This is a genomic window from Thermosynechococcus sp. FA-CM-4201 (assembly GCF_054689355.1).
This window is the reverse complement of sequence record NZ_CP079920.1, coordinates 1,908,262-1,933,412: the sequence shown is the minus strand read 5'-3', so window position 1 is coordinate 1,933,412 and position 25,151 is coordinate 1,908,262. Positions and strand designations below refer to the sequence as shown.

Genomic DNA, 25,151 nt, shown 5'->3' with positions numbered 1-25,151 from the left:
CCCTAGGGGAAAAAGAGGGAATTTAGGCCATCGTTGGCATTTGCAGACGGGCAAAAATCATGCGGCCTGCCGAGGTTTGCAGGGCACTGGTCACAACCACCGACAACTGATCGCCAATGTGATCCACCCCCTCTTCGACAACCACCATCGTGCCATCCTCAAGGTAACCCACCCCTTGCGCCGGTTCTTTCCCTTCCTTGAGAATTTTCAACTCCAGCGTATCGCCGGGGAGATAGATGGGGCGCAGGGCTTGCGCTAACTCGTTGACATTAAAGACATCCACTTTTTGGAAGCGGGCAACTTTGTTCAGATTCAAATCATTGGTGACAAGGGTGCCATTGATCTCTTGGCAGAGGCGCACCAGCTTGGCATCCACCGTTGTTAGTTCTGGATAGTCTGCCGAGTGAATGACAATGCGATCGCCCAAACTGGCTTGGAGACGATTGAGAACGTCGAGACCCCGCCGCCCACGAATCCGTTTTTGCTCATTCCCCGCATCAGCAATCAGTTGCAACTCCTGAAGCACAAACTGGGGCACAATGATTTGCCCTTCGAGTACCCCGAGATTCAACAGCGCCTCAATGCGGCCATCAATAATGCAACTGGTGTCCAGTACCTTCGCCCGGGCAGGTTTGAGCATCCCCTCAGCCAAGAGGCTGCTGGCAACGGCATTGGGGTTAATTAACCGCAGCAGGGCAGGCCCGTGACTATCGGCCAAGGTAGTTCCCGAATAGGCAAAGACAATACTGGTGAGAACAGCAATCAGGGGCTTAATAAAGGAAAAATCCTTGGGAATGGGCAACAGGAAAATCGGTGCCAGCATCAAGTTGGCCAAGAGCAACCCCACCACCAGACCCACGGCCCGCGACAAGAGCGTTTCTGGGGGCAATTGGCGGATACTGCGCTCAAGACGATGGTAAAGGGACTGCAACAATAAACCAAGGGCAATGCCAACAATGGCGCCAAAGCCAGCCATGACCCACTGCAATCCCCGCACATTGGCCACTTGAGCAAGAACCGTTTCGGGGAGGAGGTCAATGCTGTTGAAGCCAACGGCAATTCCCATCACGACGATAATGAGGAGTAAGATGGTATCGAGCATTAGTTCGCTCCTGTCGCGCTGGACATCTCCATAGGCCATTACTTTAGGATTATACTTTTTTCTCTTTTGCTGCGGTGTTGGACTGTTGCATATCGAGATGACGACTAATGCGGGTACCGGCTCGAATGCCCTCAGCTTCGGCTTGAGGCCCCAGAATGGCTCGTGCCATCATGCCACCGAGGGTCGCCAAGAGTGTTTCCTTGGTAAAGGTTTGACTGGTTTTCACCCACCACTCTAGGAAAAGATGCAGGGAGGGGGGAGGAGGTTCCTCAGGGGATGGCTCGGCTAACTGTCGCCCGATATCTTCCCCCAGTTGGGAACCCACCATATTGCCCACTACCCGCCCGACGGTTTCGCCCACAGGCCCCAAGACCACTTGCCCCGCCAAGCCACCAGCAATTTCACCAGCGGTTCCCCCAATTTTGTCACCCGTGCGAATCTCCAAGGCTGTCGCGACCCGTTGCGGCGTTTCTTCAAGGGCAGTAAATTGCAGTTGGGTGATTTGCTCCGTGGCTTCCATCCCCAGTCGCGCACCGATGACACCGCCAACAAAGGTGCCCACTTGCACCCCCATGACCGCACCCGCAGGCCCCATAAACAGGCCACCCGCCGTTCCCCCCACCATGCCACCGAGAATATCGCCCACATGGCCGCCCATGAGAAATCCGCCCATGGAGGTGAGTTTGTTGCCCACTTCTTCGGGTTCGAGATCAAAGGCGCGGGTGAGGTTTTGCAAGCCCTTATTGCCTTGGCCAATGATCTGGACATCGCCCCAAAATTGAATCGCCGCCAGCAGTTGTAGGGGCGTGATTTGCTCGAGGTGATACTCAATGGTAATTGAGGCGGCAAGGGGGTTAACGTGAACAGATTTGATCCCTGGGAGGGTTTTCAGGTAGGCACTCAGGGAATCACGAAAGGCCACATCCGTTTTCAGTTCTTGAATCCGCAATCGCAGGCGATCGCCCGTGAGGTGCATGACTTCGGCAATCGGCGCAGTTTCGGCACTGGCCATGGGAAACTCACCCAATAGGCTCTAGTTGCTGTTGTAGCACGCGCACCAAAGCAAGGGGGAATATCTGTCAAAATGTTAAGGGAATCGCGCACAGAGTGAATGACCATGACAGCCACAGTAAAGGTCGAACATCTGAAGAAGTCCTACGGTGCCATTACAGCGGTGGCCGATGTCTCCTTTAGCGCCCATCAAGGGGAAATTTTTGGGCTGCTGGGGCCGAATGGCTCAGGGAAAACGACAACACTGCGCTGTCTGTGTACCCTCTCGCGACCCGATGCTGGGGTGTTGGAAGTCTGTGGTCTTTCGGTACTCCACCAACCCCATTTAGTGCGCCAAAAATTAGGCTATGTGGCCCAAGAGGTGGCGCTTGATAAAATCCTCACGGGTCAGGAATTTCTAGAATTGCAGGCGGCGCTGTACCACATTCCCCGTGCCCTGATTCCCGAGCGCATTGAAGCCGTGCTGGCACGGTTGGATTTATTGGCATGGCGCGATCGCCAGTGTGGTACCTACTCGGGTGGCATTCGCAAACGCTTTGATCTGGCGGCGGGACTGCTGCATCAACCCCAAGTGCTTGTCTTGGATGAACCCACCGTTGGCCTCGACATTGAAAGTCGCCAAGTGATTTGGGATGTGCTGCGGGATCTCAAGGCCCAAGGACTAACGATCATCTTGACCAGCCACTATCTTGAGGAAGTGGATCTCCTCAGCGATCGCTTGGCGATTCTCGATCAGGGGCGGGTGATTGCCAGTGGCTCCCCCGAGGAACTCAAGGCCAATATTGGTGGCGATCGCGTCACGTTGCGGGTGCGGGAATTTACACCGCGTCAAGAGGCTCAAATGGCCCAGGCCCTTCTCAGTCAATTGGACTGCGTGAAATCGGCACTGATTAATGCCAACCAAGGCAACTCTTTGAATCTAGTGGTCACAGATGCCAACGTGGCGATCGCAGCCATTAGAACAGCGCTAGAGGAAGCAGGACTCCCCCTCTTTAGCTTGGCGCAGTCACGACCCAGTTTAGATGATGTCTACTTGGCCGCCACGGGTCAAACCCTCTTGGATGCCGACTTGGCAGCAGCAGCGCAGCGGGACAGCAAACAGTTGAAAAAAGAGGCCATGCAACGCTAATGGGGCAGCCAATTCTTTGGGTTCATGGAGACTGCCTCGACCCCACAGCGCCCATCTTTGAGCGCTATCCCCACGCGCCGGCCATTTTTGTTTGGGATGTAGCGCTCCTCAAGGAGTGGCAAATACGCCTGAAGCGGCTGGTTTTTCTCTATGAGTGCCTGCTGGATCTCCCCGTGGCAATGTACCGGGGTGAGGTAGCCCCCTTGGTGAATGCCTTTGTTGAGGTGCACGGCGGCGATCGCGTGGTGACAATGGCCAGTCCTAGCCCTCGCTTTCGCGCCATTTGTCAGCAGTTGGCCTATCCGCTGGAGATCCTAGAGCCAGAACCCTTTGTCACGTTACCTGCCAATGCCGATTTGAAGCGATTCTTTCGTTATTGGAAGTTGGCGAAACCCCAGTTAGGCCTGTAAAAGATGCTGGCGATCGCCCGATCCCTTGAGAAGATACCTTGGCAGCCGCGAGTCTCCCTGTTGGATCGCTATATCCTGCGGGAGATGATTCGCCCCTTTGTCTTTGGTTTTGGCATTTTTACGGCGATCGCTGCCGTTATTGGTACGGTGTTCTACCTCATTCGCAATATGGTGGAGCACAACCTTGGTATCCTCAGCGCCCTTCAAGTCTTTTTTCTGCGTTTGCCCACCTTTGCAGTGCTAGGCATTCCCATGGCGATGCTCTTTGGTTCGCTGCTTGCCTATAGTCAACTCTCCCGCCGCAGTGAACTGATTGCTTGTAAAAGCTGTGGGGTGAGTCCGCTGCGTCTGGTGCGACCGGCGCTCTTAGCGGGGTTCTGTGCCTTGCTCTTCACCTTTGCCCTCAATGAACTGGTGGCTCCCCCGATGGCCTACCGTGCCATCAAGACCTTGGAAGTGGCGATTCAACGCCCGCAACCCACCTTTCAGACCCGCAATATCTTCTACCGTCGTTTTGCTGGCGGGCAGCTTCAGCAACTCTTTTTTGCCCATCGTTTTGATGGCGAGGTCATGGGTCAAGTGACGGTATTGAACTTTGAGCAGGGACAACTGCGGGAGATTATTACGGCGAAGGAAGCCCAGTGGCAGGGTTCAGCGTGGCTGTTTCGGCAGGGCACCTACCACCACCTGACCCGCGATCGCGACTATGACGTGGCCGAGACCTTCTCAGAACAAACGTTTGCCTACCCGCGCACGCCCCTTGATTTAGCAATGGAAACGCGAGCACCAGAGTTTATGACCAGCCGCGAAATCTATCAGTACTTGCAAGTTTTGGCAGAAAGTGGCGATGCCAAACGTCTGCGGCAGTGGCGGGTGCAGTTGCAGGAAAAGCTCTCCCTTCCCTTTTTGTGCCTGAGTTTTGCCGTTGTCGGTGCCGTTTTGGGCATCAGTTCTCCTCGCCAAGGACAGGGGCGTGCCTTTGGTCTCAGTGTGGCGATTATTTTTGGCTATTATGTGGGGGCATTCATTTTCACCGCCTTTGGCGAAGGGGGAGCCGTGTCGCCCATCGTGGCCAGTTGGTTACCGAAGGTTATCGTCAGCGCGATCGCCCTCGGGATGCTCTACCACGCCAATCGTCACTAGTAGGGAATCTGCCAATAGCGACAGGCTGCATGGGCAAGGGTCATCACGCCCACGGGAATGGCCTGTTCGTCCACATCAAACTCTGGGTGATGCAGGGGATAGTTGGGGCGATCGCGAAACCCCACCCCAAGGCGAAACATCGCACCGGGGGCATGCTCTAGGTAAAGGGCAAAATCCTCTGCCCCAAGGGACGGTTCCGGCAAAATATGCACATGGGGGGCACCCACCACATCAGTCGCCGCCTCCGCCAGCAGTTGCGATAGGTAGGGTGTATTCTCCACCCCTGGTACGCCCCGCCGATAGTGGAGCTTGTAACGGGCACCGTAGGCATGGCAGACATTGGCCACAATTTGCTCAATCCACGTCGGGAGTGTGGCGCGAGTTTCCGGATGGAGCGATCGCACCGTTCCCTGAAGCGTCACCTGATCGGCAATGACATTGGCAGCCCGTCCCCCTTGAATTTTGCCAAAGGTGACCACCACAGGCCGCAGGGGATTCTGCGTGCGGCTAATGGCCTGTTGCAGAGCGCTGATCACTTGAGCAGCAATCCAAATCGCATCCACCGCTTCATGGGGACGCGCACCGTGACCCGATTCTCCCAAAATCGTTAATTCAATGTCATCGGCAGCCGCCGTCAACGCACCATAGCGCACCGCCACTTCCCCTGCTGGAATGGTGGGAAACACATGGAGCGACAAAATGGCACTCACCTCTTTCATAGCGCCATCGGCAATCATCCAACTCGCCCCTTGGGCAATTTCTTCCGCAGGCTGAAAAATAAACCGTACGCGGCCGGGGAACTCTTCCTTGAGTGCTGCTAGCACCATTGCCGTGCCCAGACCCACTGTGGTGTGGACATCATGACCGCAGGCGTGCATCACCCCGCTATGTTTCGAGCTAAACTCTAGGCCGGTGCGCTCTTGAATTGGCAGGGCATCCATATCAGTGCGAATGGCCAAGAGCCGCTGTTCTTTGGGATTCCCCTCCAGTTCAGCAATCACCCCCACTTTGCCCACATCCTGCTGTACCGTTAAGCCGGCAGAGGAAAGTACCCCCGCCACATAGGCAGCGGTTTGATGTTCTTGGCCACTCAATTCGGGGTAGCGGTGCAGATGGCGACGAATTTCAATGAGACGGGGGGTGAGGGTTTGGGTAATCTGGCGAATGCGAGCAAGCATAGCGAAGCCGTGGCGATATTTTTGTATCCTATCGAATCTCAGGCATTGCAGCTTGCCCACTCCTGATAGGGGTGCTCTGCTAAGTAGGCATTGGTATAGCGGGGGTCGTCGGTCACTTCAAGGCCGATCCAAGGGGGTAAAGTCAGGGGATAGTCAGCACGGGGCAGTTCAATTTCTGCCAAAATCAGGCCAGCACAGGCGCCAGTAAATTCATCCACTTCCCAACACAAATCACCCGCGGGGATGCGATAGCGGTTTTTCTGGATGATCGGTTGTAGGCACAATTCCTCGAGGAGTTCCCTTGCATCAGCAACGGGGATAGCATACTCATACTCGCGGCGTTGGCCACCACTGGCTTTTCCCTTGATCGTGATCCATGCTTGGTCACCCGCAAGACGCACGCGCACGGTGCGCTCAGGAACCGTGGACAGGTAGCCTTGGGCAAATTGAACCACACGGGTGGCTAGCGATCGCCATTCTTCACCTGTGACAAGGAACTTGCGCTCAATTTCGATGCCCATTGCCTAGACCGCTGTGGTAAACGAACCGTGGAGACCATAGGGAATGTGGTGTTTCAAGCGCAATCGTGCCACTGGCCCGGCGCTAATGGCTGCCGCATCAAAGATGAGTAACTGCGATTTGTGGCAACTGGCATCATACACCACCTGCAAGAGCCAGCCATCCTCTTCCCCTTGGGCACCCTGCCAGAGAAAGTCACCCTTTTGCAGACCCCGCGGGACAAAAATCGGTTCACTGGCAAAGCCACGCGGCGCCGCCGACCAAAATTGTTCCTTGCCCGTCTGGCGATCGCACCGCCACAGTGCTTGGAGAGGCGCATTAGTTTTCGGATCATGCCCTGCTGCCAAATAGGTGTAGCGATAGGGTTGCCCCACCTTAGCCGGATGCACCACGGGAAATTCACAGGGGCGATCGCTCACCACTTGCCAATCCACAGCCTTGGTTTTGGGGTTCAATTGAATCCGCCACAGCAAGCTCGAGGGTAGCGCCGCAAAATTCACCTGCCGAAAATCCGTGCCCGGTTCTAGATTGGGAAAGTGGCTGTAGGCAATGGACTCCACATGAATTTCATCCCCAGCTTCGTAGGCATTGGCATGGTGAAAGACAAAACAGGCGGGCATCGTCAACATCTGGGGAGTCCCACCCCGACGAGGCAGCAGCCAAACCCGTGTCGGTTCCTGAGCATTGAATTGAATGCACTGGGCAGCGCCCCGCAGTCCCAGCAGATAGGGCAGCGGATTTAACTGCACCGGATTTTGAAAGACAATGGCGTAGTTGGGGGTAAGGGCAAAGTCATGAATAAAGGCAAACCCCGGAATCTGAAATACGGGTTGCGAGACACACTGACCGCTGGCATCAAATTCATAGAGCGTAATGCGGGTGCTGAGGCCGGGCTTGACACCAAAATTCACGAGCCGCTGCGTCTGAGGATCAAAGCGGGGATGCGCTGCAAAGGCATCACTTTCCTTAAGGAGACCTTCTAGGTTATCGAGGCCAATGGTTTCTAGGGTCACAGGGTCAAGGCGGTGGGGCAGACTCGCTTCCCAGAGCGCCAGTAATTTACCCCCCCAATAGATCACATGGGTATTGGCAATGTTTTTGACCCGGGTATCTAGGAAATTGGCCAGCCACCCCCCCGGTTTTTGGGTGCCAAAGACACCGCGATAGAGAAGGCGATTGGCCTTTTCCTCCGCCAAAAATCCAGCGGTACGTACGTAGCGATTGCGAAAATGCACCCGTCCATTCTCAAAACGAAAGGCACAGATCATGCCGTCGCCATCAAAGGGATGGGCTAAGGGCACTCCCCCACGCTCCAACAGTCCAGGTCCATTGCGGTAGAGCGTCCCCACCAAATCCGTGGGCACCGTCCCTTCAACATCCTCAATCCAATAGTCATACTCTTGGGTGAGGGATTCGGTTCCCCCCCGCCAGTCCGCCATCGTGTAGGGGCGATCTAAAACTCCAGTCATGAGACACTTGGCTCCAACTCAACAGTGACAGGGGATTGAGAGGCGGGCGCGGGCACCTGCTGCGGCAACCAGTTCAACAGGGGTAGGGGCAATAGCGTACTCAGGTTGGTAATGAGCACCAGCAACCACAGGCGATCGAAGTTGTGCTCAGTAATCCCCAGCCAGTGGGTCAGCAGTGCCCCCAACTCATGGGAGACCAGATTGGCGAGGTTGCTAATGGACATCAGCAGTGCAAAGAGGGTGGCTTCAATCCCCGGCGGACACAGCCGCGCCGCCAACACCAGTACCGGCATAAAGGCAATTTGCCCCATGACTGCCAAAATGAGGCTATCCCCCAAGCTAAACCACTGGTCACTAATGCCCCATTGGCGATTGAGGTGGGTGACCAAAATCAAGCTAGAGAGTCCCAAAAAGGCTGAGAGAATCGTACTCCAGAAAAAAATCGTACGAATGGGCAGCGTTTTCAAGTAGCGCTGGAAAATCCACACCCCCAAGAGGGAAGCGATGCTGGTGACAAGGCGCACCCGCCCCAAAAACTCCGCTTCAAAACCCAATTCATTCGTTGTGAAGAAAAAGAAGGCTGATTCCGAGCCGGGGGTCGCCTGCCAGAGGAAGAGGAAAGCCACCGGCAACCAAATCCGTTTTTGCATCATTGCTTGGCGCACACGGTTGATGTGCTTCCAAGTTTGACGCAGTTGGGGTCGAGCCGTGACCCGTGCTTCGGCGATCGCCCACGCAACCCCCGACACCAAGAGCGGAAACACCGCCGTAATTTGAAACACTGTACGCGGACTAAACCACTGCAACAGTTGGCCACTAAAGTAAGCGGTGAGGATACCCCCCACGGCAGTCGCTGCCCAGCTTAGGGATTGCAGGGTTCCCATTTCAGTCACTGATTCTTGGCGTGCCCGTTCAACCACCAGTGAATCCACAATCACATCACTGAGGGCGATCGCGATCGATGCTGCTAGAATCGCTGCCGTTGCCTGCCAAGGGGTAGTCACCCACGTCCCCAAGCTCAACCACGCCCCACAGCCCAGCAAACCCGACAGGACAAGATAGGAGCGGCGGCGAAATCCCAAAAGCGGCACGCTATCAGAAATGAGGCCAAACACCGGCTTAATGACCCAAGGCAGCGCAGCCACACCCATCAATGCTGCCACTTCCGCCGGCGACAGCCCCAACTCATCCTTAAAGAAAAAGCTAATGGCCAGCCGTGCTAAGCCCAAAACCCCTTGGACAAAATACACCAGCAAAATGGCTAAGAGTTCGCCACTGGGTTCTTGCCCAAAAAGGAGCGTCTCCTTGAGCCACTGAAACCAGCGTTGAGGTTGCGAAGGTTGAACTAACATTACCAAATGTTAAGCAACAGCATTGCCTCCATCATATCCAGACACGCTGAAAATTGCTAACACTGGTGCTCTTCACTGGCTTACAGACTAGCAGGAGACCCTAATTGGGGTTATTTGGCGACCTCTAGTTGATCGAGGCGCAGCCAAACTGTAGGGGTGGGCACTGGAAATTTAATCTGCGCATAGTCACCGCGAATCTCCACCACTTCACCGCGTCCCTCAAAGAGATAGGGGGGATAGCGATGATCACTGGCCAAGGCCTCAACACTATTGGCCAATTTTTCAGCAACGACCTTTACCAAATCTCCCTTTTTAATCGCCATAGGAAACCCTAACGCTGATCAGCCCACATTCTATCCTAAGGAGAATCGCCAAGGGCTTTATGTCTATTGATGACTGAAATTACCAAACCTTAACCAAGGGGAAACGCCACCTCAACGCTTCACTGCCATTCATTGGGCACTGCCAAAACAGTAGCCCCTAGAAAATAAGCAACAAAAAGAACAGGGATCTGGACCAAGACCAAGTTCTTTGGCGATACACTACGCTTAGGCACCATAGTACCTAAGGGAAACCTTGCATGGACTGTATTCCAGTGATTCTATCGGGGGGAGCCGGAAGTCGCCTTTGGCCATTATCGCGCCAAGCCCATCCCAAGCAGTTTATGCGCTTAACTGCCGAAGGGCAGAGTCTGCTACAACAAACGTGGCAACGCTTGCAGGGTTTACCCCACGTGCAACCGCCAGTGGTGGTAGCCAATGAAGCCCATCGCTTCCTTGTAGCGGAACAATTTCAAGAGCTAGGGGTGACGCCAACGCGGATTTTGCTTGAACCCTTGGGGCGCAATACGGCTCCTGCCATTACTCTTGCTGCCCTTTACGTCACAGAAGTCCTCGCTACCGATGCCATTCTTTTGGTGCTACCAGCGGATCATTTAATTCAGGATGTTGCCGCCTTTCAGCAGGGGCTACAACGGGCACTTGCACCCGCCGCCAAAGACTGGTTAGTGACCTTTGGCATTACCCCCACCTCTCCCCATACAGGCTACGGCTACATTCGGCGGGGGGACGCTCTCAGTGATGTCCACACCTATCGGGTAGCAGAGTTTGTGGAAAAACCTGATTTGGCAACGGCAGAGGCTTATCTGGCGGATGGCCATTACCTTTGGAATAGCGGTATGTTTCTCTTCCGCGCCCAGAGCTTCTTAGCAGAATTGGCACAGCAGCAGCCAGACATTTTGCACCATTGCCGCTTGGCACTGCGGGAGGGGCAGGAGGATTTGGACTTTATCCGCTTGGCCAAAGCACCCTTGAGTCAGTGTCCCAGTTTATCGGTGGACTATGGGGTGATGGAAAAGACGCAAAAGGCAGCGGTAGTTCCCCTAGAGTGCGGCTGGAGTGATGTGGGGTCTTGGTCAAGTCTCTGGGAGGTGACACCCAAGGATGAATTTGGCAACAGTTGCCGTGGCGATGTCCTCACCTATGGCAGCAAAGATTGCTTTGTGCATAGTCAACACCGCTTGGTTGCCCTACTGGGGGTGGAAAACCTGATTATTGTAGAAACCGCTGATGCCGTTCTCATTGCCCATCAGGAGGCGGCACAACAGGTGAAACAAGTGGTGGAGCAACTGCAAGCCCAAAAGCGCAGTGAGGCCTACAATCATCGCGTCGTCTATCGCCCTTGGGGACACTACGACTCCATTGACACGGGTCATCGCTTTCAAGTGAAGCGGATTACGGTCAAGCCGGGGGCGAGTCTTTCGCTCCAGCAGCACCATCACCGCGCGGAACATTGGATTGTCGTCAGTGGCACAGCGGAGGTGACCTGCAATGGCAAGACGTTTCTGCTGACGGAGAATGAGTCCACCTATATCCCTGTGGGCGCTGTGCACCGCTTGGCCAATCCGGGGAAAATTCCCCTTGAAATGATCGAGGTGCAGTCGGGAGCCTACCTTGGCGAAGATGATATTGTCCGCTTTGAGGATCGCTATGGTCGCGAGACAGGGCGATGACCGCTGGGCAACCCCTTAGACCGCTAGCCAAGCGATCGCCACGCCAAGGGCGGAACCCACAATGACTTGAATGGGGGTGTGCCCCAATAACTCCTTGAGGCGGGCTTCTGCCAATTCGTGCCCATCTTGGAAAAATTCATCAACAATTTGATTGAGAATGCGGGCTTGTTTGCCGGCCGCTTGGCGCACCCCAGCCGCATCGTACATGACAATGCAGGCAAAGACAACGGCGATCGCAAACTCAATGCTATCCCAGCCCCGCTGCAGCCCCACCCCAGTCGCCAGAGCAGTAACAAGGGCGGAATGGGAACTGGGCATCCCCCCCGTTTCCACCAGAACGCGGAAATTGAGCTTGCGGTGTTTGGCAATGTCAATCAGTAACTTGAGTATTTGGGCGATCGCGCTGGCGGCGAAAGCAACCCAGAGGACATGGTTAGCCAGTAGCTCACGAAGACCGTCCATCATAAACTTCGCAAGGGGATTACCACTATAGCGTAGCCTAGTGGTACGCGGAATTGCGGGTCTGTCCTTGAGATTATAATTGACAGCATGATTCTCACCTACGAGTACCGCATCCGACCCAACAACCACCAAGAAGCTGTGCTGCTACTCTGGCTAGAGCTGCTACGGCGACACTGGAACTACTGCTTGGGACAAAGACTCGATTGGTTGCATCGCACTCGCTGCTTCATTGATTGATGCTCTTTAGTTTCTCAGCCGATAGGCGAGATTCCTGAATATCCAACCTACTACTCTCAAGCAGCACAACTGAAACAGACGAAAGAATTATTTCCTGAGTACAAGCAGATTTATCACGAGGTACAACAACAGAATCTGCTGCGGCTAGATAAAGCATGGCAGCGTTGGCTATTTCCTGATACCACTGGCAAACGGAGTGGCAGACCCAAGTTTAAGAAAGAAGGGGAACTCCGCTCATTCACGTTCCCAAGAGTCAACTGTCCCAAAGCGGGTGTGCACATCACAGGACAGACCATCAAGTTCAGCAAGATAGGTGAGATGCCCATTATTCTGCACCGTCCTTTGCCAGAGGGATTTACGCCCAAAACCTGTACTGTTGTCCAGAGAGCGGATGGCTGGTATGTGTGCATCACGCTGGAGGACAAGACCGTGCCCGCACCTGCTCCAAAGGATAAATCCGAGATCAAAAACGCCACTGGCATTGACTTGGGGTTGAACAGTTTCTTGGTGACTGCTCAAGGAGAAATCGTTAATGACTGCGGCTGGTAATGTAGTCGGCGATCGCCTGCAAAGGAACGGCGGCTGCCCCATATACAGCCAACTCTGCCTTCGCCTCTGCCACCAAGCGTTCAGCCTCTTGGCGAGATTTTTCCAGACCCCACAGGCGGGGGTACGTCATTTTTTGGGCGGCCACATCTTTACCAACGGTTTTACCGAGGACATCGCGGGTCGAAGTAATGTCCAAAATGTCATCCACAATCTGGAATGCCAAGCCAATATTTGCCGCATAGCGCGACAGGCGGGCCACATCAGATTCATTCGCCCCCGTCAGTAATGCCCCAGAAACCACAGAGGCCTCCAGTAGTGCCCCCGTTTTGTGGGAGTGGATAAAATGCAGTGTTTCTAGACCAATGTTGGGCTGCCCTTCACACTCCAAGTCCACCACTTGACCGCCCACCAAGCCCGTTGCTGCCACCGCATGCCCCAACCGCGCCACAATTTTCAGCAGATATTCTGCGGGCACGTTTTTCGTTTGCTCCACCACATATTCAAAGGCATAGGCCAGTAAGCCATCCCCCGCCAGAATGGCAATATCTTCGCCATAGACTTTGTGATTGGTGGGCTTGCCGCGACGGTAGTCATCATTGTCCATAGCCGGCAGATCATCGTGGATCAGCGACATGGTGTGGATCATCTCTAGAGCACAGGCGGTGGGCATGGCCATTTCCACGGTGCCCCCCATCAGTTCACAGGTGGCTAAGCAGAGAATTGGGCGCAGCCGTTTGCCCCCCGCCATCAGTGAATAGCGCATCGCATCGTAAATTTTCTCTGGGTAGGCGACGGGGATCGAGGCTTCGAGGGCAGCTTCCACAAGGGCTTGGCGTTCTTTGAGGTAGGCCTTGAGATCAAATGTGCCGGCGGGATGAACTTGGGGGGGATCAGCGGAAATCATGAACAACTCCTCAGCGTGCGGGCGGCATAGAGGTCAATGAGAGCAGGGGCTTGTGCCAATTGTGACGGCGACAATAGCTCCATACAGTATTGTGCAACAACATGGCAACGGTCATCGGACCGACGCCCCCCGGAACAGGGGTAATATAACTGGCCACAGCACAGGCAGCCTCGTAGTCTACATCGCCCCAGAGACTTGATTTGCCGTCGGGGCGTTGAATGCGATTAATCCCGACATCAATGACCACTGCTCCCGGCCGAATCATATCGGCAGTAATCCGCCGTGGTTGTCCCATCGCTGTGACTAAAATCTCAGCACTACGGGTGACACTGGCGAGATCACGGGTGCGCGAGTGGGCGATCGTCACCGTTGCATTGGCGGTGAGTAACATCAGCGCAAGGGGTTTGCCGACCAAAATACTGCGACCTACGACCACTGCCGAGCGACCTGCAACATCAATGCCATAGGCGGCCAAAAGCTGCATCACTCCAGCAGGCGTACAACTGCGCAGTCCCGGTTCATCACGCACGAGCCGACCGAGATTTTCGGGATGCAGACCATCCACATCTTTATCGGGATGAATCGCGTATAGCAGGGGACGGGGATCAAGGTGGGGCGGCAGGGGCAATTGCAGCAGAATGCCATCTACCCGTTCGTCCTGATTTAGCTCAGTGATTCTGGCCAATAAATCCGCTTCTGTAATGGTGGCCGGTAAATGGGCACCAAAGGATTGAATCCCGACGCGGCCACAGGCCTGTTCTTTGGCACGGACATACACTGCACTGGCGGGATCATCGCCAACCCGCAACACGGCCAACCCGGGCGATCGCCCCCACTGGGCTTGAAACGTCCGCACATGATCAGCCAACTGGCGTTCAATGGACTGGGCTAAGGATTTGCCATCAAGGCAGGCAGCGGAGTTTGCAACCAAAGGACACCTTAAAATTGATCAATCACGAAAGTCTAGGGTTGAGTTGCCGAATGCGTTTCCATCGGTTGGCAACAACATCGAACTAGTTTACCCCAAATGGAGATCACGGGCGCCAGCTTTGATCAAGTTCTTTACTCAGTCGTACCAAGGACTTAACACTTGCTAGGGGCGATCGCCCGAAGGCGACGTTCGCTCGACTTGAATTTTGGCAATAGCAGGGGTGGTACACAGATACGTCAGCACATCCTCTGCACTCATCAGGCGCTTGAGCACCACTTGGCCAATGGTTGAGGCAGGGTCAGGATGGCTGGGCTTCACTTCTACCATGAGAACCATCTCCTCCACTTGGTACAGCCAGAGCTTTTCCTCCCCCTCTAGGATGTAGAGGCAGGTACGGGTGATCACAGGCGATCGCCGCCACGCTTGCTCATTCCAGAGGCCTTGGGGTTCCCAAACGCGGCCAATCTGCCACCCCTCAGTGAGGAAAAAGTATTTCATGCCACGGGTGGCGATTCATTCCCTTGGGCACTGGCGGTCTCCTCAGGTTCCATGGAATTAAAGCAAGCTGCCGCTATCAGCAAAAAAGGCGTTCCTGGCACTAGGGGTAAAATGAAGCCGACAACCCCAATAATCCCAAAAATCACACCAAGAACCATACGTGCTGTATTACGGATGCTTTTAGTCACAGGCATTCCTTTCGAGTTCCAATAGGCGAGGATGATTCACATCTAACCTAGCCTGAACCTTGCTTTTTCACAAGTTGCTGGTGCTAAGCTTTATCGAGAATCGCATCCCGTAGATCCATGCCGTCCATTTCTGCTTTGTAGAGGTTTGCCCCCTTAAAGTTGGCACGGCGGGCATTGGCCTTCGACATCTTGGCCGCAATGAGAACCGCATATTCAAAGTTCGCCTCAATGAGACTGGCACTTTCGAGAATCGCCTCTTGCAAAATTGCGCTCTTGAGATCGGCCAAGTGCAGGTTGGCCTGAAAGAGATTGGCACGGGTGAGGTTGGCATAGGCAAGGGTCGCTTCCACTAAACTCACTCGCCGCAGTAGCGTGCCCACCAAGTTGGCTTGGCGCAGATCGGCCATGGCAATATTTGACTTGTAGAGATCGGCACCCGCTAAGGTAGCCCGCTGTAAACAGGCACCCTGCAAATCCGCCTCAATCAGGTCACTCATGTAGAGGTTTGCGCCAGCCATGTAGGCATCCTTGAGCAAAGCGTTGCGCAGATCAGCCCCCGCTAAATTTGCCTGATCGAGATTGGTATTGGTGAGGTTGTAGAGCTCCAAATTGGCGCCAGTGAGATCGGCTTGTCCCAGATCAGGGCGAATATCACTGTTTTGCTCCCGCCATTGATTCCAAGCGGTAACCCCCTGCTTAAGAAGCTGAAGATGTTGGGGATTGGCCACGGCAGTTATCCTTGGGTACTCGGCTCAGTGTTTTGATAACCGTAAAAATCAATGCGATAGTCAACAATTTTCACGCCAGTTTTTGCTTCAATCTCAGCAATGAGAGAGGAGGGTAGCTCAACATGAACGTCAATAATTTTCTGGCTATCGAGACAATTGACATGGCTGTGGCTATCACTAATATTGCCGTAAAGGCGCCCATCAGCACGCTCAACACACTCAATAATGCCATGCTCGGAAAGGGCTTCGAGATTTTGGTACACCGACGTATGGCCGATATCTTTGCCTGCTTGATTCAGGCGATCGTAGATCTGCCGCGCTGAGAGGTGATCCTTGGCATCCCAGAGCAGTTCGAGAATGGCACGCCGCTGCCGACTGAGGCGCAATCCTAGGCGCTGACAGCGATCGATCGCATCCTCAAGGGAACGAATGGGGGGTAGGGGACTGGGAGCAGGAGACGTGAACACGGCGCTATCCTAAAAAATAAAATTCAAACAGCAGATTTTGCTTAGCTAAGTAGCTTATTGCGGTTAAATCGCAGTTTTAGGGTTATCCATTTGCTAACCTGTAGTCACTATGATAATCAATCCTTTGGTTATAATCAAATTTGCTCCTTGTCAAGGCTGTCAGCCGGTGTTTGAGACAGCAAATAAAACCCCAGAAAGGCAAACATCATGGCAGCGATCGCCTTGACCACTTTCACGGGAATCAATGTGGCAATCCCACTGCCCAAAAGCACACCGAAAAACGTTGTACACACCAAGCCAGAAGCCACGCCTAGAAAGACGGCGGTAGCGGAGCGGGCATTACTCCCCAAAGTAATCGCCACCAGTTGGCTCTTGTCCCCTAGTTCTGACAAGAAAACAATCGCAAAACTCACGGCAAAGGATTGCCAGTCCATCCAATTTCTCCAAAGGGGTTGCTGCTATAGGGCAGATTAACGGTATCGGCAGTTGCGGTCAACGATCACTGGTGGCTCAGGGTGGCAGGATCAGCTTAAAACCAGTTACAATTCTTAACATCAATTCTGCTTATAGCCCTGTTCAAAATGGCGGAGGTGCTCATGTTGAATACCACTACTGATGGATCGAGCGCGATCGCGCCGGACACCACCTCCTTGAGCAGTCTGGCACAAGCTTGGGCAAAGCGCTATATTACCAACCTCAACACCACCGCCCTTGCGGAGGATGATCCAGCGGTGGTTGCCCCTCGGCTCCTAGCCGAATTGCGCAATGCCAGTGTCAAGGCTTGGCAGCGCACCGAAGGCTTCTTGGCTGGAGAGATGATTCGTCATGGCATCCCAGCCGAACTGGTGGATCCTTGGAGCATTTCCAAAGACATCCATGACATTTATCAGCGCACCCTCAAACTCTACGAAGCGGGCAAGGGCACCCAGCAAATGACCGTCAAGGTGGCCAGTGCCATCAGTGAGATTCGCCGCCGCTATACAGCCGTCGATCCGCGGGTGATTGGCTTTGTCAGTATGCAGTTTCACCACACGGGGGTATTACTGCTAGAAGTGGCACCAACGAGCCAACGTCCCATCCTCAGCAGTTTCTTTAAGGTCATTGATGATCACCTCTACATGCCCTTGCACCGTGCCTATAACGCAGCAGCCAACTACGACTACAATCATCCGGCTTTGGCTTTAGTGCGTCATCTGTTGCCCCAGAGCACGGCGATCGCCACCGCTATTTGTGACCGTGTTGCCGAACTCAACCCCCAGCACCGCTGTTTCAGTGGCCCTTTGACCCAAGCCAGTGTGCGTGTTTCCAGTATTCGCGATGTCGAGATGTTCCAAATTTACCTCTGGGTGTGTCTTTTGGAGCAAAGCCTTGAGGCGCTGCAACGGGAACTCTTTCCCCTGTGTTTGATGCTCTATCCTTCCCTGAATGTGACATGGGAACTGGTATTTCAAATGGTGCATCTTTTGGGTAAAGAAATACAAATCCGTGCCGCTGGCTATGATACAAGTGTTTTTACCCCCTACTATCTATCTCTCCGAGAAATGTTTGATCCCAAGATTTTTCAAGGACTCCTATGATTCCCAATTTGCAGCAGGTTTCTCTCTCCCCCATTGCTATTGCGGGGTCTGGTCTGTGGGCGATCGCCCTCTACTGGGGCTTTTATCCCACGGGACAAGCCTTAATGCAGCGTTTAGTGACGTGGCTAGGGGGTGAAGCAAACCAAAGTGCCGAATTCTGGGCAGGGATGGTGGGGCTAATTCCCTTTATTCTGGTGGGGACGGGTTGCTTTATCCTCTGTAGTTTGGGCTTGGGGCAAAGTTGGGCCTTGAGTTTAGGCCTGATGGCAACCATCGGTGGGGCAATCTACGAACTTGGCCGGCGAGATGGCCAGCAATCTTAAGTTGGGTTGCGAGGGAGAATCCGCTAACATTTAGTTAATCTTTTGATTGCTCTCTAGTGTTTCCTGTACGGGAAGCGCCATTCATTGCCCTTGAGAATACTCACCGGTGATTCAATGAAAGCGTCTGCGGATGCCAGTTCTAACCAAGAAACGACACCGCCGCTCAGTTTGCTCCTGTTTGTTGCCAATCGGCCGGGCGATGAAGAGGAAACCGCTGCTATTCAAGCCCACATTCAGCAACTGCCCTCGAACTTTGGCTTTGAGTTAAAAGTGGTGCCCATTGGTGAGCAGCCCTATCTCCTAGAGGAGTACAAGCTGGTTGCCACGCCTGCCTTGATTAAAGTCCGTCCTGAACCGCGTCAAACCCTCGCCGGTCGCAAGTTGCTGCAAAAGGTGGACTATTGGTGGCCGCGCTGGCAGCGGGAAGTTGCCCTTGGCCTACAGGCAGATATGCAAAAGTCGGCAGCGGAGCAGTCTGATTGCTCGATGGAACTTAGCCGCCTAAAGGATGAGCTGTTTCAACTGCGCCAAGAGCGCGATCGCCTTGCCGAACAACTGCAATTCAAAGATCGGATTATTGGCTTGCTGGCTCATGAGTTGCGTAACCCCCTCACTGCTGTTGGCATTGCCCTTGAAACCCTAGAATCCAACCTTCAAGAAGAGAGCACTCAGCAACTCCAGATTGAGGACATCCAACGCCTGTTTCACCATGCCCGCAGTCAAACTCAGATGATGGGACAATTGATTACTGATCTACTCTTAGCGGCGCGCGGGCCTCAAGACAAGCTGCAAATTATGGCACGGCAACTGGATCTGCGACAACTGTGCCAAGAAACGGTTGAGGATGTGCGCCTCAATTTTGAACGTAAAAAGCAACACTTTACCACTGATATTCCCTTGGATTTACCCTTGGTCTATGGCGATGGCGATCGCATTCGTCAGGTGCTTGTCAACCTACTGGATAATGCCTGTAAATACACTCCCGAAGGGGGCAAAATTCACCTCAGTGCCTTTCACCGCATGACTCAAAAAGTGCAAGTGACCGTCTGTGACAGCGGTCCCGGTATTCCCATTGAGCAGCAGGAAAAGATTTTTGGCGAGACGGTTCGCCTTGATCGCGATCGCACCATTGAAGGCTATGGCATTGGCCTTGCCCTTTGCCGCCAAATTATTCGTATGCACTACGGCCAGATTTGGGTGGACTCCCAACCGGGAAAAGGCAGTTGCTTTCACTTCACACTGCCCGTTTATAGCTAGCGCTCTCCTTCCTTGACCATGCGGGCGATCGTTTCAGCACGCAGATAGGGATCAGGCCCAAGGGGCAAAATTTCGTAGAACTCGTTATCCGGCAAGCGCATCAGTTGTAGCGACTCCTGCTCGCGATAGATCACATAAACTCCCGGTGGCCAAGTTTTGGCACTGCGTACCGGCACCGGAATGTCACGACGCTCTTCTCCGACGCAGGCGAGGCGTACGACCTGTGTATTGGGACGATAGACCACCTTATCTTCATGGGTGCGGCGAAATAAAAAGCGATCCAAAACCTTGGGTAAGATCTCTGTTTCTGTGCCCCCCAATTGCAAATTCAACTCTAGCAACTTGTCTTCGAGGGTGAGTTCAATGATGTGGGGTTCAGGGACGAGGGGTTGGGAGTGAATCTCAGTGGTTTCTTGGGGCGGTTCGGCGGTGGGTTTCACCTTCTGGACGATTTGGCTGATGTATTCCAGATCGACCGTCGTGATTTTCTTAAAGGTGACAAACCAAGAGAGCAAACTAATGGCCACTCCCGGTTCCAATGTCCTAATCAAGGTTGCTAGATCCAAGTCATCAAGGCGAATGGCCTTAAGGGCAGCATCGGTTTGACCCAAGACAATGGCTGCATCCCCCGGACTGAGGTGTTTGAGGCTGCTGTAGAGCAAGCGCAGATCAATCGTTTCTTGGCAGCCTTGGGTTGAAATGCGGTAGGTGATGTCGTAGAGCCAATCGAGCGTCACCAAGTCATGGTTGAGCATCCAGAGGGCGACGTTAAAGGCAGTTTGAGGAAAAGCAGCTTGGGCAATGCTTTTGACAATGACTTGGGCGCGATCGCGCTGGAGCAAGGAGAGTAAGGCCGCCTGTTTTTCTGCCTTGGTCGTTAGTTCATGATAGCCAAGGAGCGCTTGGAACAGTTCTTGATCACTGGGCAGTAATCGAGTCGCCGCTGGAGGAGTCATAAACTTAGTGCCGCAGATTCATGTGACCCATTGCCCCTCACCCCATGATGCACGCTAAAAAAAGCAACGCTAGACCTTAATTCCACTATAGAGGCTGGCTCGCGTATCTATGCTGATTCCCCTACCTTTGCTTCCAATTGGCGCACTCGCTTGAGGAGATCTGGCAATTGCTTCACGGCCGCTGAGACCTTGAGGTAGAGGGTTTGATCCATGGCTGGAATCCCCCCCATGCGGCTATCTTGCGGGACAGAGCTACTGATGCCGGATTTGGCGGAGACAATGGTGCGATCGCCAATGGTCAAATGACCGGCTGCCCCCACCTGTCCCGCAAGAACGACATGATTACCAATATGGGTCGAACCCGCTAAGCCCACTTGAGCACAGAGAATTGCATTTTCACCAATAGTGCAGTTGTGAGCCACCATCGTCAGGTTGTCAATTTTCGTACCATTCGCCACAGTGGTCTCCCCGAGAGTGGCGCGATCAATCGTTGTGCCAGCACCAATTTCGACATCATTGCCAATGACCACGGTGCCCACTTGGGGAATTTTATAGTGACGACCATCGGGCAGGGGGACATAGCCAAAGCCATCACCGCCGAGGACAACACTATTTTGCAGGATGACGCGATCGCCCAATTGTACCCGCTCCCGCAGGGCACAGTGGCTATAGATACGGCAATCGGCGCCAATCACCACATCATCGTAGAGTGTGCAATGACTATCAATCACTGTGCGATCGCCAATGCGCACGCGATCGCCAATCACGGTATAGGCACCAATGGTCACCTCAGCTCCCAAGACCACATCGGCTCCCAGAATTGCTGTCGGGTGAATTTTGGCGGAGGGTTTGGGTTGCGGATAAAACCATTCAATACATTTGGCAAAGGCAAGGTAGGGATGGGGCACCCGCAGCAGGGGACAGGCTGCTTCCCCTTGAAAATCGGGACAGACAAACACAGCAGCCGCTTCCGTGGTCTGCAATAGAGCGGTGTACTTCGGATTGGCCAGAAAAGAGATATCCGTGGCTGTTGCTGTTTCTAAGGGGGCTACCCCCAACACTGGGCGATCGCCCTGCTCTGGACAGTCGAGGGTTGCCCCAAACCGTTCAGCTACGTCTGCCAACCGCATCTTGCCGTCCTCATCATCGAACTTGAGTTTTAGCTCAGTCTATCAGGTCTCGTTTATGAAACCGATCAAGAATTTAGTGAAATCGTTCATGCTGAACATTTTATCCTTTGCACGGGTGATATCCATTGAGTGGCAACTTTGTCAATGCGTTTGTTATATTTTTTAACACGTATGCCCGATAACATGGAGCAAGGAGTACGTTCTATGGAGCAACGCTTCCCCGAACTGAATGTTGACCTCAGCTTTGAACAGGAGTTTCAAATGCGGGTGATGGAGGAGCAAGTGAGTGCCATGAGCCTTCAGGAAGCTCGTGAGCTACTGTTGCAAGCCTCTCGCCTACTGATGATGAAAGACAACGTCATTCGCTCCTTGGTCAAACGCGCTGCCTAGGTCACAAATGTGTGGGACGGACCTCTTTCTCCACCTTGCTTCCTCCGTCGAATCAAGTAGGGGATATGGGGCTGCACCACAATTTTTCTGCCCAAGAGTCTTCACACTGGAAAAAGCTTTGTATCGGCGAATCACGCCCATCACTTTTTTCTAAGTTTTTTGTGAGTTTTCTGAAATCTCATTCATCAACCGCGTTTCAGATTGACAGCCCTTTTCTCATTTTTCAGTGCCCTACCACGCACGGGGCTGAAACTGCGGGTCGTTGAGAATTGTCACCCCATCCCCCGACTGCGCCAACACAAACAAGCCTTGCCGATAAGCATAGCGAGCCACATCAGGCGGCACAATCATCCCCGCCACAGCGCCCAAGAGTTTGGTGCCACGATACTGGTGAGCTAGACGGCGAAATTTCGCAATCCGCTCTAAATGTTCATCAACATCCCCTTGGCTGAGTTTTGTTTTCACTTCGACGAGAACGGCTTCATCCGTATTGACCACCAACAGATCAATTTCTAAACTCTCGTTGCCGTCTTGAAGAATCACATCGCTGTAGAGTTGAGAAACAGCAATTCCCCGACTCTGAAATAAGCGCAACACGGCTGGGCGTACTTGCCACTCCACAAACTCCCCAAGGCGATTGCCCAGTTTGCCAATTTGTTGGTTGAGCTGCCGTGCTTCTTCTCGCAATAAGCGTTCAGTCTCTTGGAACCGCCGATCTGTTTCTTGAAATTGCCGTTCAGTCTGCTGAAAAAGCCGATCTGTTTCTTGAAAACGTTGAGCCGTTTCCTGAAATCGCTGTTCAAGCTCTTGAAAACGCCGGTCAGTCTCTTGAAATCGCCGATCTGTTTCTTGAAATCGCCGTTCAGTCTCTTGAAAAAGCCGATCCGTTTCCTGAAATCGGCGTTCTGTTTCCTTTTGAGCCTCCACTAGCTCTGCCAATAATCGCCAAACATCTTCAGGGGTGTATGCCTGTGTCATTCTTGATTGATAATTGCCAACAAACTGGTGTGTACGCCCTACCATCATAACTTAGGAAACAATAGAGAAGCTTGGTAGCCTCAACGCCTCAGTGCGAGGGGACAAAACCCAAAAAGGACTTTAGTCCCAGAGGATATAATAAGAGTGAGGGCTGACCTTGGTGAAAAAAACAAGCAGTTAAAAGAAGACTACTGTAAAAATTATTTGCGATCGCTCCTAAGAGGTATTCATTTATGACTCGTTCACTGCTCCTGAGCGTGGTGTTGCTGGGGATATGTTATCCCTTAGCCACGTTGGCGACTCCCCTACCCCCAATCTTTAATCCCATTTCCCCAACCACTGGCTTTGAATCCTCGGAAATGAACCGCCTTTGGCAAAATCAGTGGCGTTCTAAAGACCGCCGCGAGGCGAGTACGACGCTGCAACCATCTCCTGACAAGGTGCTGCAAATTGAAGTGGATGGCCAACTCCTAACCCCTAGCCAAGCCCAACAACTCCTGCTGCGCCAAGAATAATCCTGAGGGGCTTAGATTATTAGCAGGAACATTTCACGTACTCGCTATGCCCTTAACCCGTCGTCAAACCCTCGGCCTCCTCGTCGGCAGTGCCGCTACACTATGGTTGCGATCGCGCTCAGCCATGGCTGAAGGGGAGCCGTCAGAAATTTATACGCTGCCGCCTTTGCCCTACGGCTACGATGCCTTAGAGCCAGTGATTGATGCGGAGACGATGCAGCTACACCACGACAAACACCATGCGGCCTATGTGAAGACATTGAACAAGGCACTGACACCCTACCGTCAATGGCAGGGGCTACCCATTGAGGATTTACTGCGCCACATTCGCCAACTACCCACCGCCATCCAACAGACCGTACGCAACCACGGTGGCGGTCATGCCAACCATTCCCTCTTTTGGCAAAGTATGGCACCGAATGGTGGCGGTCAACCCACGGGGGACTTGGCCACAGCAATTGCAACCACCTTTGGCTCGTTCTCAGAGTTTCAAACCCAGTTTCAGCAGGCGGGTCTAAAGCACTTTGGCAGTGGCTGGGTCTGGCTTGTGCTGACACCCCAAGGAAATCTGGCCATTACCACTACGCTGAACCAAGATTCGCCGTTGATGCAAGGGCAAGTGCCGATCTTGGGCAATGATTTGTGGGAACATGCCTACTACCTGACCTATCGCAACCGTCGCGATCAGTACCTAGAGGCTTGGTGGCAGGTGGTTAATTGGCCTTGGCTGAGCGATCGCTACGCCCAGACGCGCGCTCTTTTGGCTTAGTTAGGAGTGCCTGCTCATGGCGATCGTAGGCATCAATAATTCGCTCGACAAGGGGATGGCGAATCACATCCCCCTTGGTTAGATAACAAAACGCGATCCCTTCGACATCTTCGAGAATTTGCGTAGCCACACTGAGCCCGGAGGTTTGATGTTCTGGTAGGTCGGTTTGCGTCAAGTCTCCCGTCACCACCAAGCAGGAGTTGAAACCAATGCGGGTCAAGACCATTTTCATCTGGGCAGGGGTGGTGTTCTGTGCCTCATCGAGGATGACAAAGGCATTGTTGAGGGTACGCCCTCGCATATAAGCCAAGGGCGCCACTTCAATCACCCCCCGCTCCATCAGGTTACTAATTTTCTCCGGCTCCACTAGTTCGTAGAGGGCATCGTAGAGGGGGCGCAAATAGGGATCAATTTTTTGCTGTAAATCTCCCGGCAAAAAGCCGAGCCGCTCCCCCGCTTCCACTGCCGGCCGTGTCAAAATCAACCGCTCATAGGTACCCGACAGTAGCGCTTGGACGGCTAGAACGGTAGCCAAGAAGGTTTTGCCGGTGCCCGCTGGCCCAATGCCAAAGGTGAGTGTGTGGCTGCGAATCGCTTGAATGTACTGGCGCTGGCGAAAGGTTTTGGCACGAATAATGTCGCCGCGACGGGTGCGAGCCAGAATATCCTGTTGCAGCTCTTGGAGGGCTTCCCGCTGTTGGGTATCGTAGGCATGGCGGACAGTGAGAATATCTACCCCGGACACAGGACGCCCCTCGCGCCAGAGGGTACCGAGGTCTTGAATCAGTTGTTGGCAGAGTTGGATTTGAGCAGGGGTGCCAGTGATGTAGAGATCCCGTCCCCTTAAAACAAGGGTCGCCCCTGTTTGGGCGGCAAAGATGCGCAGGTTGGCTTCTTGCTCACCGACAAGGGCGATCGCACTCTCAGTGCTGTGGAGGTCAATCGTGAGGCTTTCCCTCGTGGTCATA

At 53.6% G+C, this 25,151-nt stretch carries 29 protein-coding genes and 1 pseudogene; 11 read left to right on the top strand and 19 right to left on the bottom strand.

Going from position 1 to position 25,151, the window contains the following annotated elements; genetic code table 11:
• Positions 1–22: 22 nt before the first annotated feature.
• Together KV190_RS09445 and KV190_RS09440 are read right to left on the bottom strand one after the other, a co-directional pair.
• Positions 23–1,102: a PIN/TRAM domain-containing protein gene (locus KV190_RS09445; protein WP_149819124.1), complete on the bottom strand. Its 1,080-nt coding sequence runs from the start codon at positions 1,100–1,102 to the stop codon at positions 23–25.
• Between the two features lie 49 nt (positions 1,103–1,151).
• Positions 1,152–2,114: an HMA2 domain-containing protein gene (locus KV190_RS09440; protein WP_460193039.1), complete on the bottom strand. Its 963-nt coding sequence runs from the start codon at positions 2,112–2,114 to the stop codon at positions 1,152–1,154.
• Between the two features lie 105 nt (positions 2,115–2,219).
• Between KV190_RS09440 and KV190_RS09435 the strand changes: the two genes are divergently transcribed.
• Genes KV190_RS09435 through KV190_RS09425 form a run of 3 tightly spaced genes read left to right on the top strand, consistent with a single transcriptional unit; the run spans position 2,220 to position 4,795 of the window.
• Positions 2,220–3,242 carry an ABC transporter ATP-binding protein gene (locus KV190_RS09435; protein WP_460193037.1) on the top strand — a complete coding sequence of 341 codons (1,023 nt, stop codon included), beginning with the start codon at positions 2,220–2,222 and terminating at the stop codon, positions 3,240–3,242.
• Entirely contained in the window at positions 3,242–3,652 is a 411-nt protein-coding gene (locus KV190_RS09430; RefSeq protein ID WP_460193036.1) for a hypothetical protein, read from the top strand. The genes KV190_RS09435 and KV190_RS09430 overlap by 1 nt, the downstream gene beginning before the upstream one ends.
• A 3-nt stretch (positions 3,653–3,655) precedes the next feature.
• Positions 3,656–4,795, top strand: coding sequence for an LptF/LptG family permease (locus KV190_RS09425; protein WP_460193035.1), 1,140 nt, complete (start codon positions 3,656–3,658; stop codon positions 4,793–4,795).
• Here the strand turns inward: KV190_RS09425 and KV190_RS09420 are convergent.
• The 5 genes from KV190_RS09420 to ndhO form a co-directional block, all read right to left on the bottom strand.
• Entirely contained in the window at positions 4,792–5,973 is a 1,182-nt protein-coding gene (locus KV190_RS09420) for a M20 family metallopeptidase (RefSeq protein ID WP_460193034.1), read from the bottom strand. The genes KV190_RS09425 and KV190_RS09420 overlap by 4 nt on opposite strands.
• 38 nt (positions 5,974–6,011) lie before the next feature.
• On the bottom strand, positions 6,012–6,494 hold the full coding sequence (locus tag KV190_RS09415; protein ID WP_460193032.1) for a CYTH domain-containing protein: 483 nt from the start codon (positions 6,492–6,494) through the stop codon (positions 6,012–6,014).
• A gap of 3 nt (positions 6,495–6,497) precedes the next feature.
• A complete protein-coding gene (locus KV190_RS09410) occupies positions 6,498–7,961 on the bottom strand; it encodes a carotenoid oxygenase family protein (protein WP_460193031.1) in 1,464 nt (487 codons plus the stop codon).
• A complete protein-coding gene (locus tag KV190_RS09405) occupies positions 7,958–9,313 on the bottom strand; it encodes a folate/biopterin family MFS transporter (RefSeq protein WP_460193030.1) in 1,356 nt (451 codons plus the stop codon). The genes KV190_RS09410 and KV190_RS09405 overlap by 4 nt, the downstream gene beginning before the upstream one ends.
• 110 nt (positions 9,314–9,423) lie before the next feature.
• Positions 9,424–9,636: a photosynthetic/respiratory NAD(P)H-quinone oxidoreductase subunit O gene (gene ndhO, locus KV190_RS09400; protein WP_181494778.1), complete on the bottom strand. Its 213-nt coding sequence runs from the start codon at positions 9,634–9,636 to the stop codon at positions 9,424–9,426.
• A gap of 257 nt (positions 9,637–9,893) precedes the next feature.
• On the opposite strand from ndhO, the gene KV190_RS09395 reads away from it, so the two are divergent.
• Positions 9,894–11,324, top strand: a complete 1,431-nt coding sequence (locus KV190_RS09395) for a mannose-1-phosphate guanylyltransferase/mannose-6-phosphate isomerase (protein ID WP_460193028.1) — start codon at positions 9,894–9,896, stop codon at positions 11,322–11,324.
• A 15-nt stretch (positions 11,325–11,339) separates the two neighbouring features.
• Here KV190_RS09395 and KV190_RS09390 read toward each other — a convergent pair whose 3' ends face one another.
• Complete coding sequence (locus tag KV190_RS09390) at positions 11,340–11,789, bottom strand: divergent PAP2 family protein (protein WP_460193027.1); 450 nt, start codon at positions 11,787–11,789, stop codon at positions 11,340–11,342.
• An 84-nt stretch (positions 11,790–11,873) separates the two neighbouring features.
• Here KV190_RS09390 and KV190_RS09385 point away from each other — a divergent pair.
• Positions 11,874–12,554: pseudogene (locus tag KV190_RS09385) on the top strand (RNA-guided endonuclease InsQ/TnpB family protein); the annotation flags it as partial.
• Here the strand turns inward: KV190_RS09385 and crtE are convergent.
• From crtE to KV190_RS09350, 7 genes are all read right to left on the bottom strand, one after another.
• Positions 12,553–13,476: a geranylgeranyl diphosphate synthase CrtE gene (gene crtE / locus KV190_RS09380; RefSeq protein WP_149819144.1), complete on the bottom strand. Its 924-nt coding sequence runs from the start codon at positions 13,474–13,476 to the stop codon at positions 12,553–12,555. The pseudogene KV190_RS09385 and the gene crtE sit on opposite strands and share 2 nt — an antisense overlap.
• Before the next feature lie 10 nt (positions 13,477–13,486).
• Entirely contained in the window at positions 13,487–14,407 is a 921-nt protein-coding gene (gene folD, locus KV190_RS09375; protein WP_302677668.1) for a bifunctional methylenetetrahydrofolate dehydrogenase/methenyltetrahydrofolate cyclohydrolase FolD, read from the bottom strand.
• Between the two features lie 162 nt (positions 14,408–14,569).
• Entirely contained in the window at positions 14,570–14,905 is a 336-nt protein-coding gene (locus tag KV190_RS09370; RefSeq protein WP_149819148.1) for a hypothetical protein, read from the bottom strand.
• Positions 14,902–15,099 (bottom strand): DUF454 family protein, encoded by a 198-nt coding sequence (locus KV190_RS09365; protein ID WP_149819150.1) that lies wholly within the window; start codon positions 15,097–15,099, stop codon positions 14,902–14,904. The genes KV190_RS09370 and KV190_RS09365 overlap by 4 nt, the downstream gene beginning before the upstream one ends.
• 77 nt (positions 15,100–15,176) lie before the next feature.
• Complete coding sequence (locus KV190_RS09360; RefSeq protein WP_460193025.1) at positions 15,177–15,821, bottom strand: pentapeptide repeat-containing protein; 645 nt, start codon at positions 15,819–15,821, stop codon at positions 15,177–15,179.
• Positions 15,822–15,826: 5 nt separating this feature from the next.
• Positions 15,827–16,288 (bottom strand): Fur family transcriptional regulator, encoded by a 462-nt coding sequence (locus KV190_RS09355; RefSeq protein WP_460193023.1) that lies wholly within the window; start codon positions 16,286–16,288, stop codon positions 15,827–15,829.
• Between the two features lie 134 nt (positions 16,289–16,422).
• Positions 16,423–16,722, bottom strand: coding sequence for a TMEM165/GDT1 family protein (locus KV190_RS09350; protein ID WP_460193021.1), 300 nt, complete (start codon positions 16,720–16,722; stop codon positions 16,423–16,425).
• Between the two features lie 162 nt (positions 16,723–16,884).
• Here KV190_RS09350 and KV190_RS09345 point away from each other — a divergent pair, with 162 nt between their 5' ends.
• The 3 genes from KV190_RS09345 (at position 16,885) to KV190_RS09335 (ending at position 19,445) form a co-directional block, all read left to right on the top strand.
• Positions 16,885–17,865: a hypothetical protein gene (locus KV190_RS09345; protein ID WP_460193019.1), complete on the top strand. Its 981-nt coding sequence runs from the start codon at positions 16,885–16,887 to the stop codon at positions 17,863–17,865.
• Positions 17,862–18,188, top strand: coding sequence for a hypothetical protein (locus KV190_RS09340; protein WP_460193017.1), 327 nt, complete (start codon positions 17,862–17,864; stop codon positions 18,186–18,188). The genes KV190_RS09345 and KV190_RS09340 overlap by 4 nt, the downstream gene beginning before the upstream one ends.
• A gap of 114 nt (positions 18,189–18,302) precedes the next feature.
• Positions 18,303–19,445 (top strand): histidine kinase, encoded by a 1,143-nt coding sequence (locus KV190_RS09335; protein WP_460193016.1) that lies wholly within the window; start codon positions 18,303–18,305, stop codon positions 19,443–19,445.
• Here the strand turns inward: KV190_RS09335 and KV190_RS09330 are convergent.
• Entirely contained in the window at positions 19,442–20,401 is a 960-nt protein-coding gene (locus tag KV190_RS09330; RefSeq protein ID WP_460193015.1) for a hypothetical protein, read from the bottom strand. The genes KV190_RS09335 and KV190_RS09330 overlap by 4 nt on opposite strands.
• A 107-nt stretch (positions 20,402–20,508) precedes the next feature.
• Positions 20,509–21,531 (bottom strand): UDP-3-O-(3-hydroxymyristoyl)glucosamine N-acyltransferase, encoded by a 1,023-nt coding sequence (lpxD, locus tag KV190_RS09325; protein ID WP_460193013.1) that lies wholly within the window; start codon positions 21,529–21,531, stop codon positions 20,509–20,511.
• Positions 21,532–21,735: 204 nt separating this feature from the next.
• Here lpxD and KV190_RS09320 point away from each other — a divergent pair, with 204 nt between their 5' ends.
• Complete coding sequence (locus KV190_RS09320; RefSeq protein ID WP_024125509.1) at positions 21,736–21,921, top strand: NblA/ycf18 family protein; 186 nt, start codon at positions 21,736–21,738, stop codon at positions 21,919–21,921.
• A gap of 231 nt (positions 21,922–22,152) precedes the next feature.
• Here the strand turns inward: KV190_RS09320 and KV190_RS09315 are convergent, their stop codons facing one another.
• Positions 22,153–22,899 (bottom strand): hypothetical protein, encoded by a 747-nt coding sequence (locus KV190_RS09315; protein ID WP_460193011.1) that lies wholly within the window; start codon positions 22,897–22,899, stop codon positions 22,153–22,155.
• Between the two features lie 233 nt (positions 22,900–23,132).
• Here KV190_RS09315 and KV190_RS09310 point away from each other — a divergent pair, with 233 nt between their 5' ends.
• Positions 23,133–23,414: a hypothetical protein gene (locus tag KV190_RS09310; RefSeq protein ID WP_460193010.1), complete on the top strand. Its 282-nt coding sequence runs from the start codon at positions 23,133–23,135 to the stop codon at positions 23,412–23,414.
• 46 nt (positions 23,415–23,460) lie between these two features.
• Positions 23,461–24,183 (top strand): superoxide dismutase, encoded by a 723-nt coding sequence (locus KV190_RS09305; protein ID WP_460193008.1) that lies wholly within the window; start codon positions 23,461–23,463, stop codon positions 24,181–24,183.
• Here KV190_RS09305 and KV190_RS09300 read toward each other — a convergent pair.
• Positions 24,128–25,150 (bottom strand): PhoH family protein, encoded by a 1,023-nt coding sequence (locus tag KV190_RS09300; RefSeq protein ID WP_460193007.1) that lies wholly within the window; start codon positions 25,148–25,150, stop codon positions 24,128–24,130. The genes KV190_RS09305 and KV190_RS09300 overlap by 56 nt on opposite strands.
• Between the last annotated feature and the right edge of the window lies 1 nt (position 25,151).

What these genes read in the sequence shown, in the direction of transcription:
- KV190_RS09445 (WP_149819124.1), bottom strand. Translation starts at nt 1,102, where the DNA reads ATGCTCGATACCATCTTACTCCTCATTATCGTCGTGATGGGAATTGCC.
- KV190_RS09440 (WP_460193039.1), bottom strand. Translation starts at nt 2,114, where the DNA reads ATGGCCAGTGCCGAAACTGCGCCGATTGCCGAAGTCATGCACCTCACG.
- KV190_RS09435 (WP_460193037.1), top strand. Translation starts at nt 2,220, where the DNA reads ATGACAGCCACAGTAAAGGTCGAACATCTGAAGAAGTCCTACGGTGCC.
- KV190_RS09430 (WP_460193036.1), top strand. Translation starts at nt 3,242, where the DNA reads ATGGGGCAGCCAATTCTTTGGGTTCATGGAGACTGCCTCGACCCCACA.
- KV190_RS09425 (WP_460193035.1), top strand. Translation starts at nt 3,656, where the DNA reads ATGCTGGCGATCGCCCGATCCCTTGAGAAGATACCTTGGCAGCCGCGA.
- KV190_RS09420 (WP_460193034.1), bottom strand. Translation starts at nt 5,973, where the DNA reads ATGCTTGCTCGCATTCGCCAGATTACCCAAACCCTCACCCCCCGTCTC.
- KV190_RS09415 (WP_460193032.1), bottom strand. Translation starts at nt 6,494, where the DNA reads ATGGGCATCGAAATTGAGCGCAAGTTCCTTGTCACAGGTGAAGAATGG.
- KV190_RS09410 (WP_460193031.1), bottom strand. Translation starts at nt 7,961, where the DNA reads ATGACTGGAGTTTTAGATCGCCCCTACACGATGGCGGACTGGCGGGGG.
- KV190_RS09405 (WP_460193030.1), bottom strand. Translation starts at nt 9,313, where the DNA reads ATGTTAGTTCAACCTTCGCAACCTCAACGCTGGTTTCAGTGGCTCAAG.
- ndhO (WP_181494778.1), bottom strand. Translation starts at nt 9,636, where the DNA reads ATGGCGATTAAAAAGGGAGATTTGGTAAAGGTCGTTGCTGAAAAATTG.
- KV190_RS09395 (WP_460193028.1), top strand. Translation starts at nt 9,894, where the DNA reads ATGGACTGTATTCCAGTGATTCTATCGGGGGGAGCCGGAAGTCGCCTT.
- KV190_RS09390 (WP_460193027.1), bottom strand. Translation starts at nt 11,789, where the DNA reads ATGATGGACGGTCTTCGTGAGCTACTGGCTAACCATGTCCTCTGGGTT.
- crtE (WP_149819144.1), bottom strand. Translation starts at nt 13,476, where the DNA reads ATGATTTCCGCTGATCCCCCCCAAGTTCATCCCGCCGGCACATTTGAT.
- KV190_RS09370 (WP_149819148.1), bottom strand. Translation starts at nt 14,905, where the DNA reads ATGAAATACTTTTTCCTCACTGAGGGGTGGCAGATTGGCCGCGTTTGG.
- KV190_RS09365 (WP_149819150.1), bottom strand. Translation starts at nt 15,099, where the DNA reads ATGCCTGTGACTAAAAGCATCCGTAATACAGCACGTATGGTTCTTGGT.
- KV190_RS09350 (WP_460193021.1), bottom strand. Translation starts at nt 16,722, where the DNA reads ATGGACTGGCAATCCTTTGCCGTGAGTTTTGCGATTGTTTTCTTGTCA.
- KV190_RS09345 (WP_460193019.1), top strand. Translation starts at nt 16,885, where the DNA reads ATGTTGAATACCACTACTGATGGATCGAGCGCGATCGCGCCGGACACC.
- KV190_RS09340 (WP_460193017.1), top strand. Translation starts at nt 17,862, where the DNA reads ATGATTCCCAATTTGCAGCAGGTTTCTCTCTCCCCCATTGCTATTGCG.
- KV190_RS09335 (WP_460193016.1), top strand. Translation starts at nt 18,303, where the DNA reads ATGAAAGCGTCTGCGGATGCCAGTTCTAACCAAGAAACGACACCGCCG.
- KV190_RS09330 (WP_460193015.1), bottom strand. Translation starts at nt 20,401, where the DNA reads ATGACTCCTCCAGCGGCGACTCGATTACTGCCCAGTGATCAAGAACTG.
- lpxD (WP_460193013.1), bottom strand. Translation starts at nt 21,531, where the DNA reads ATGCGGTTGGCAGACGTAGCTGAACGGTTTGGGGCAACCCTCGACTGT.
- KV190_RS09320 (WP_024125509.1), top strand. Translation starts at nt 21,736, where the DNA reads ATGGAGCAACGCTTCCCCGAACTGAATGTTGACCTCAGCTTTGAACAG.
- KV190_RS09315 (WP_460193011.1), bottom strand. Translation starts at nt 22,899, where the DNA reads ATGACACAGGCATACACCCCTGAAGATGTTTGGCGATTATTGGCAGAG.
- KV190_RS09310 (WP_460193010.1), top strand. Translation starts at nt 23,133, where the DNA reads ATGACTCGTTCACTGCTCCTGAGCGTGGTGTTGCTGGGGATATGTTAT.
- KV190_RS09305 (WP_460193008.1), top strand. Translation starts at nt 23,461, where the DNA reads ATGCCCTTAACCCGTCGTCAAACCCTCGGCCTCCTCGTCGGCAGTGCC.
- KV190_RS09300 (WP_460193007.1), bottom strand. Translation starts at nt 25,150, where the DNA reads ATGACCACGAGGGAAAGCCTCACGATTGACCTCCACAGCACTGAGAGT.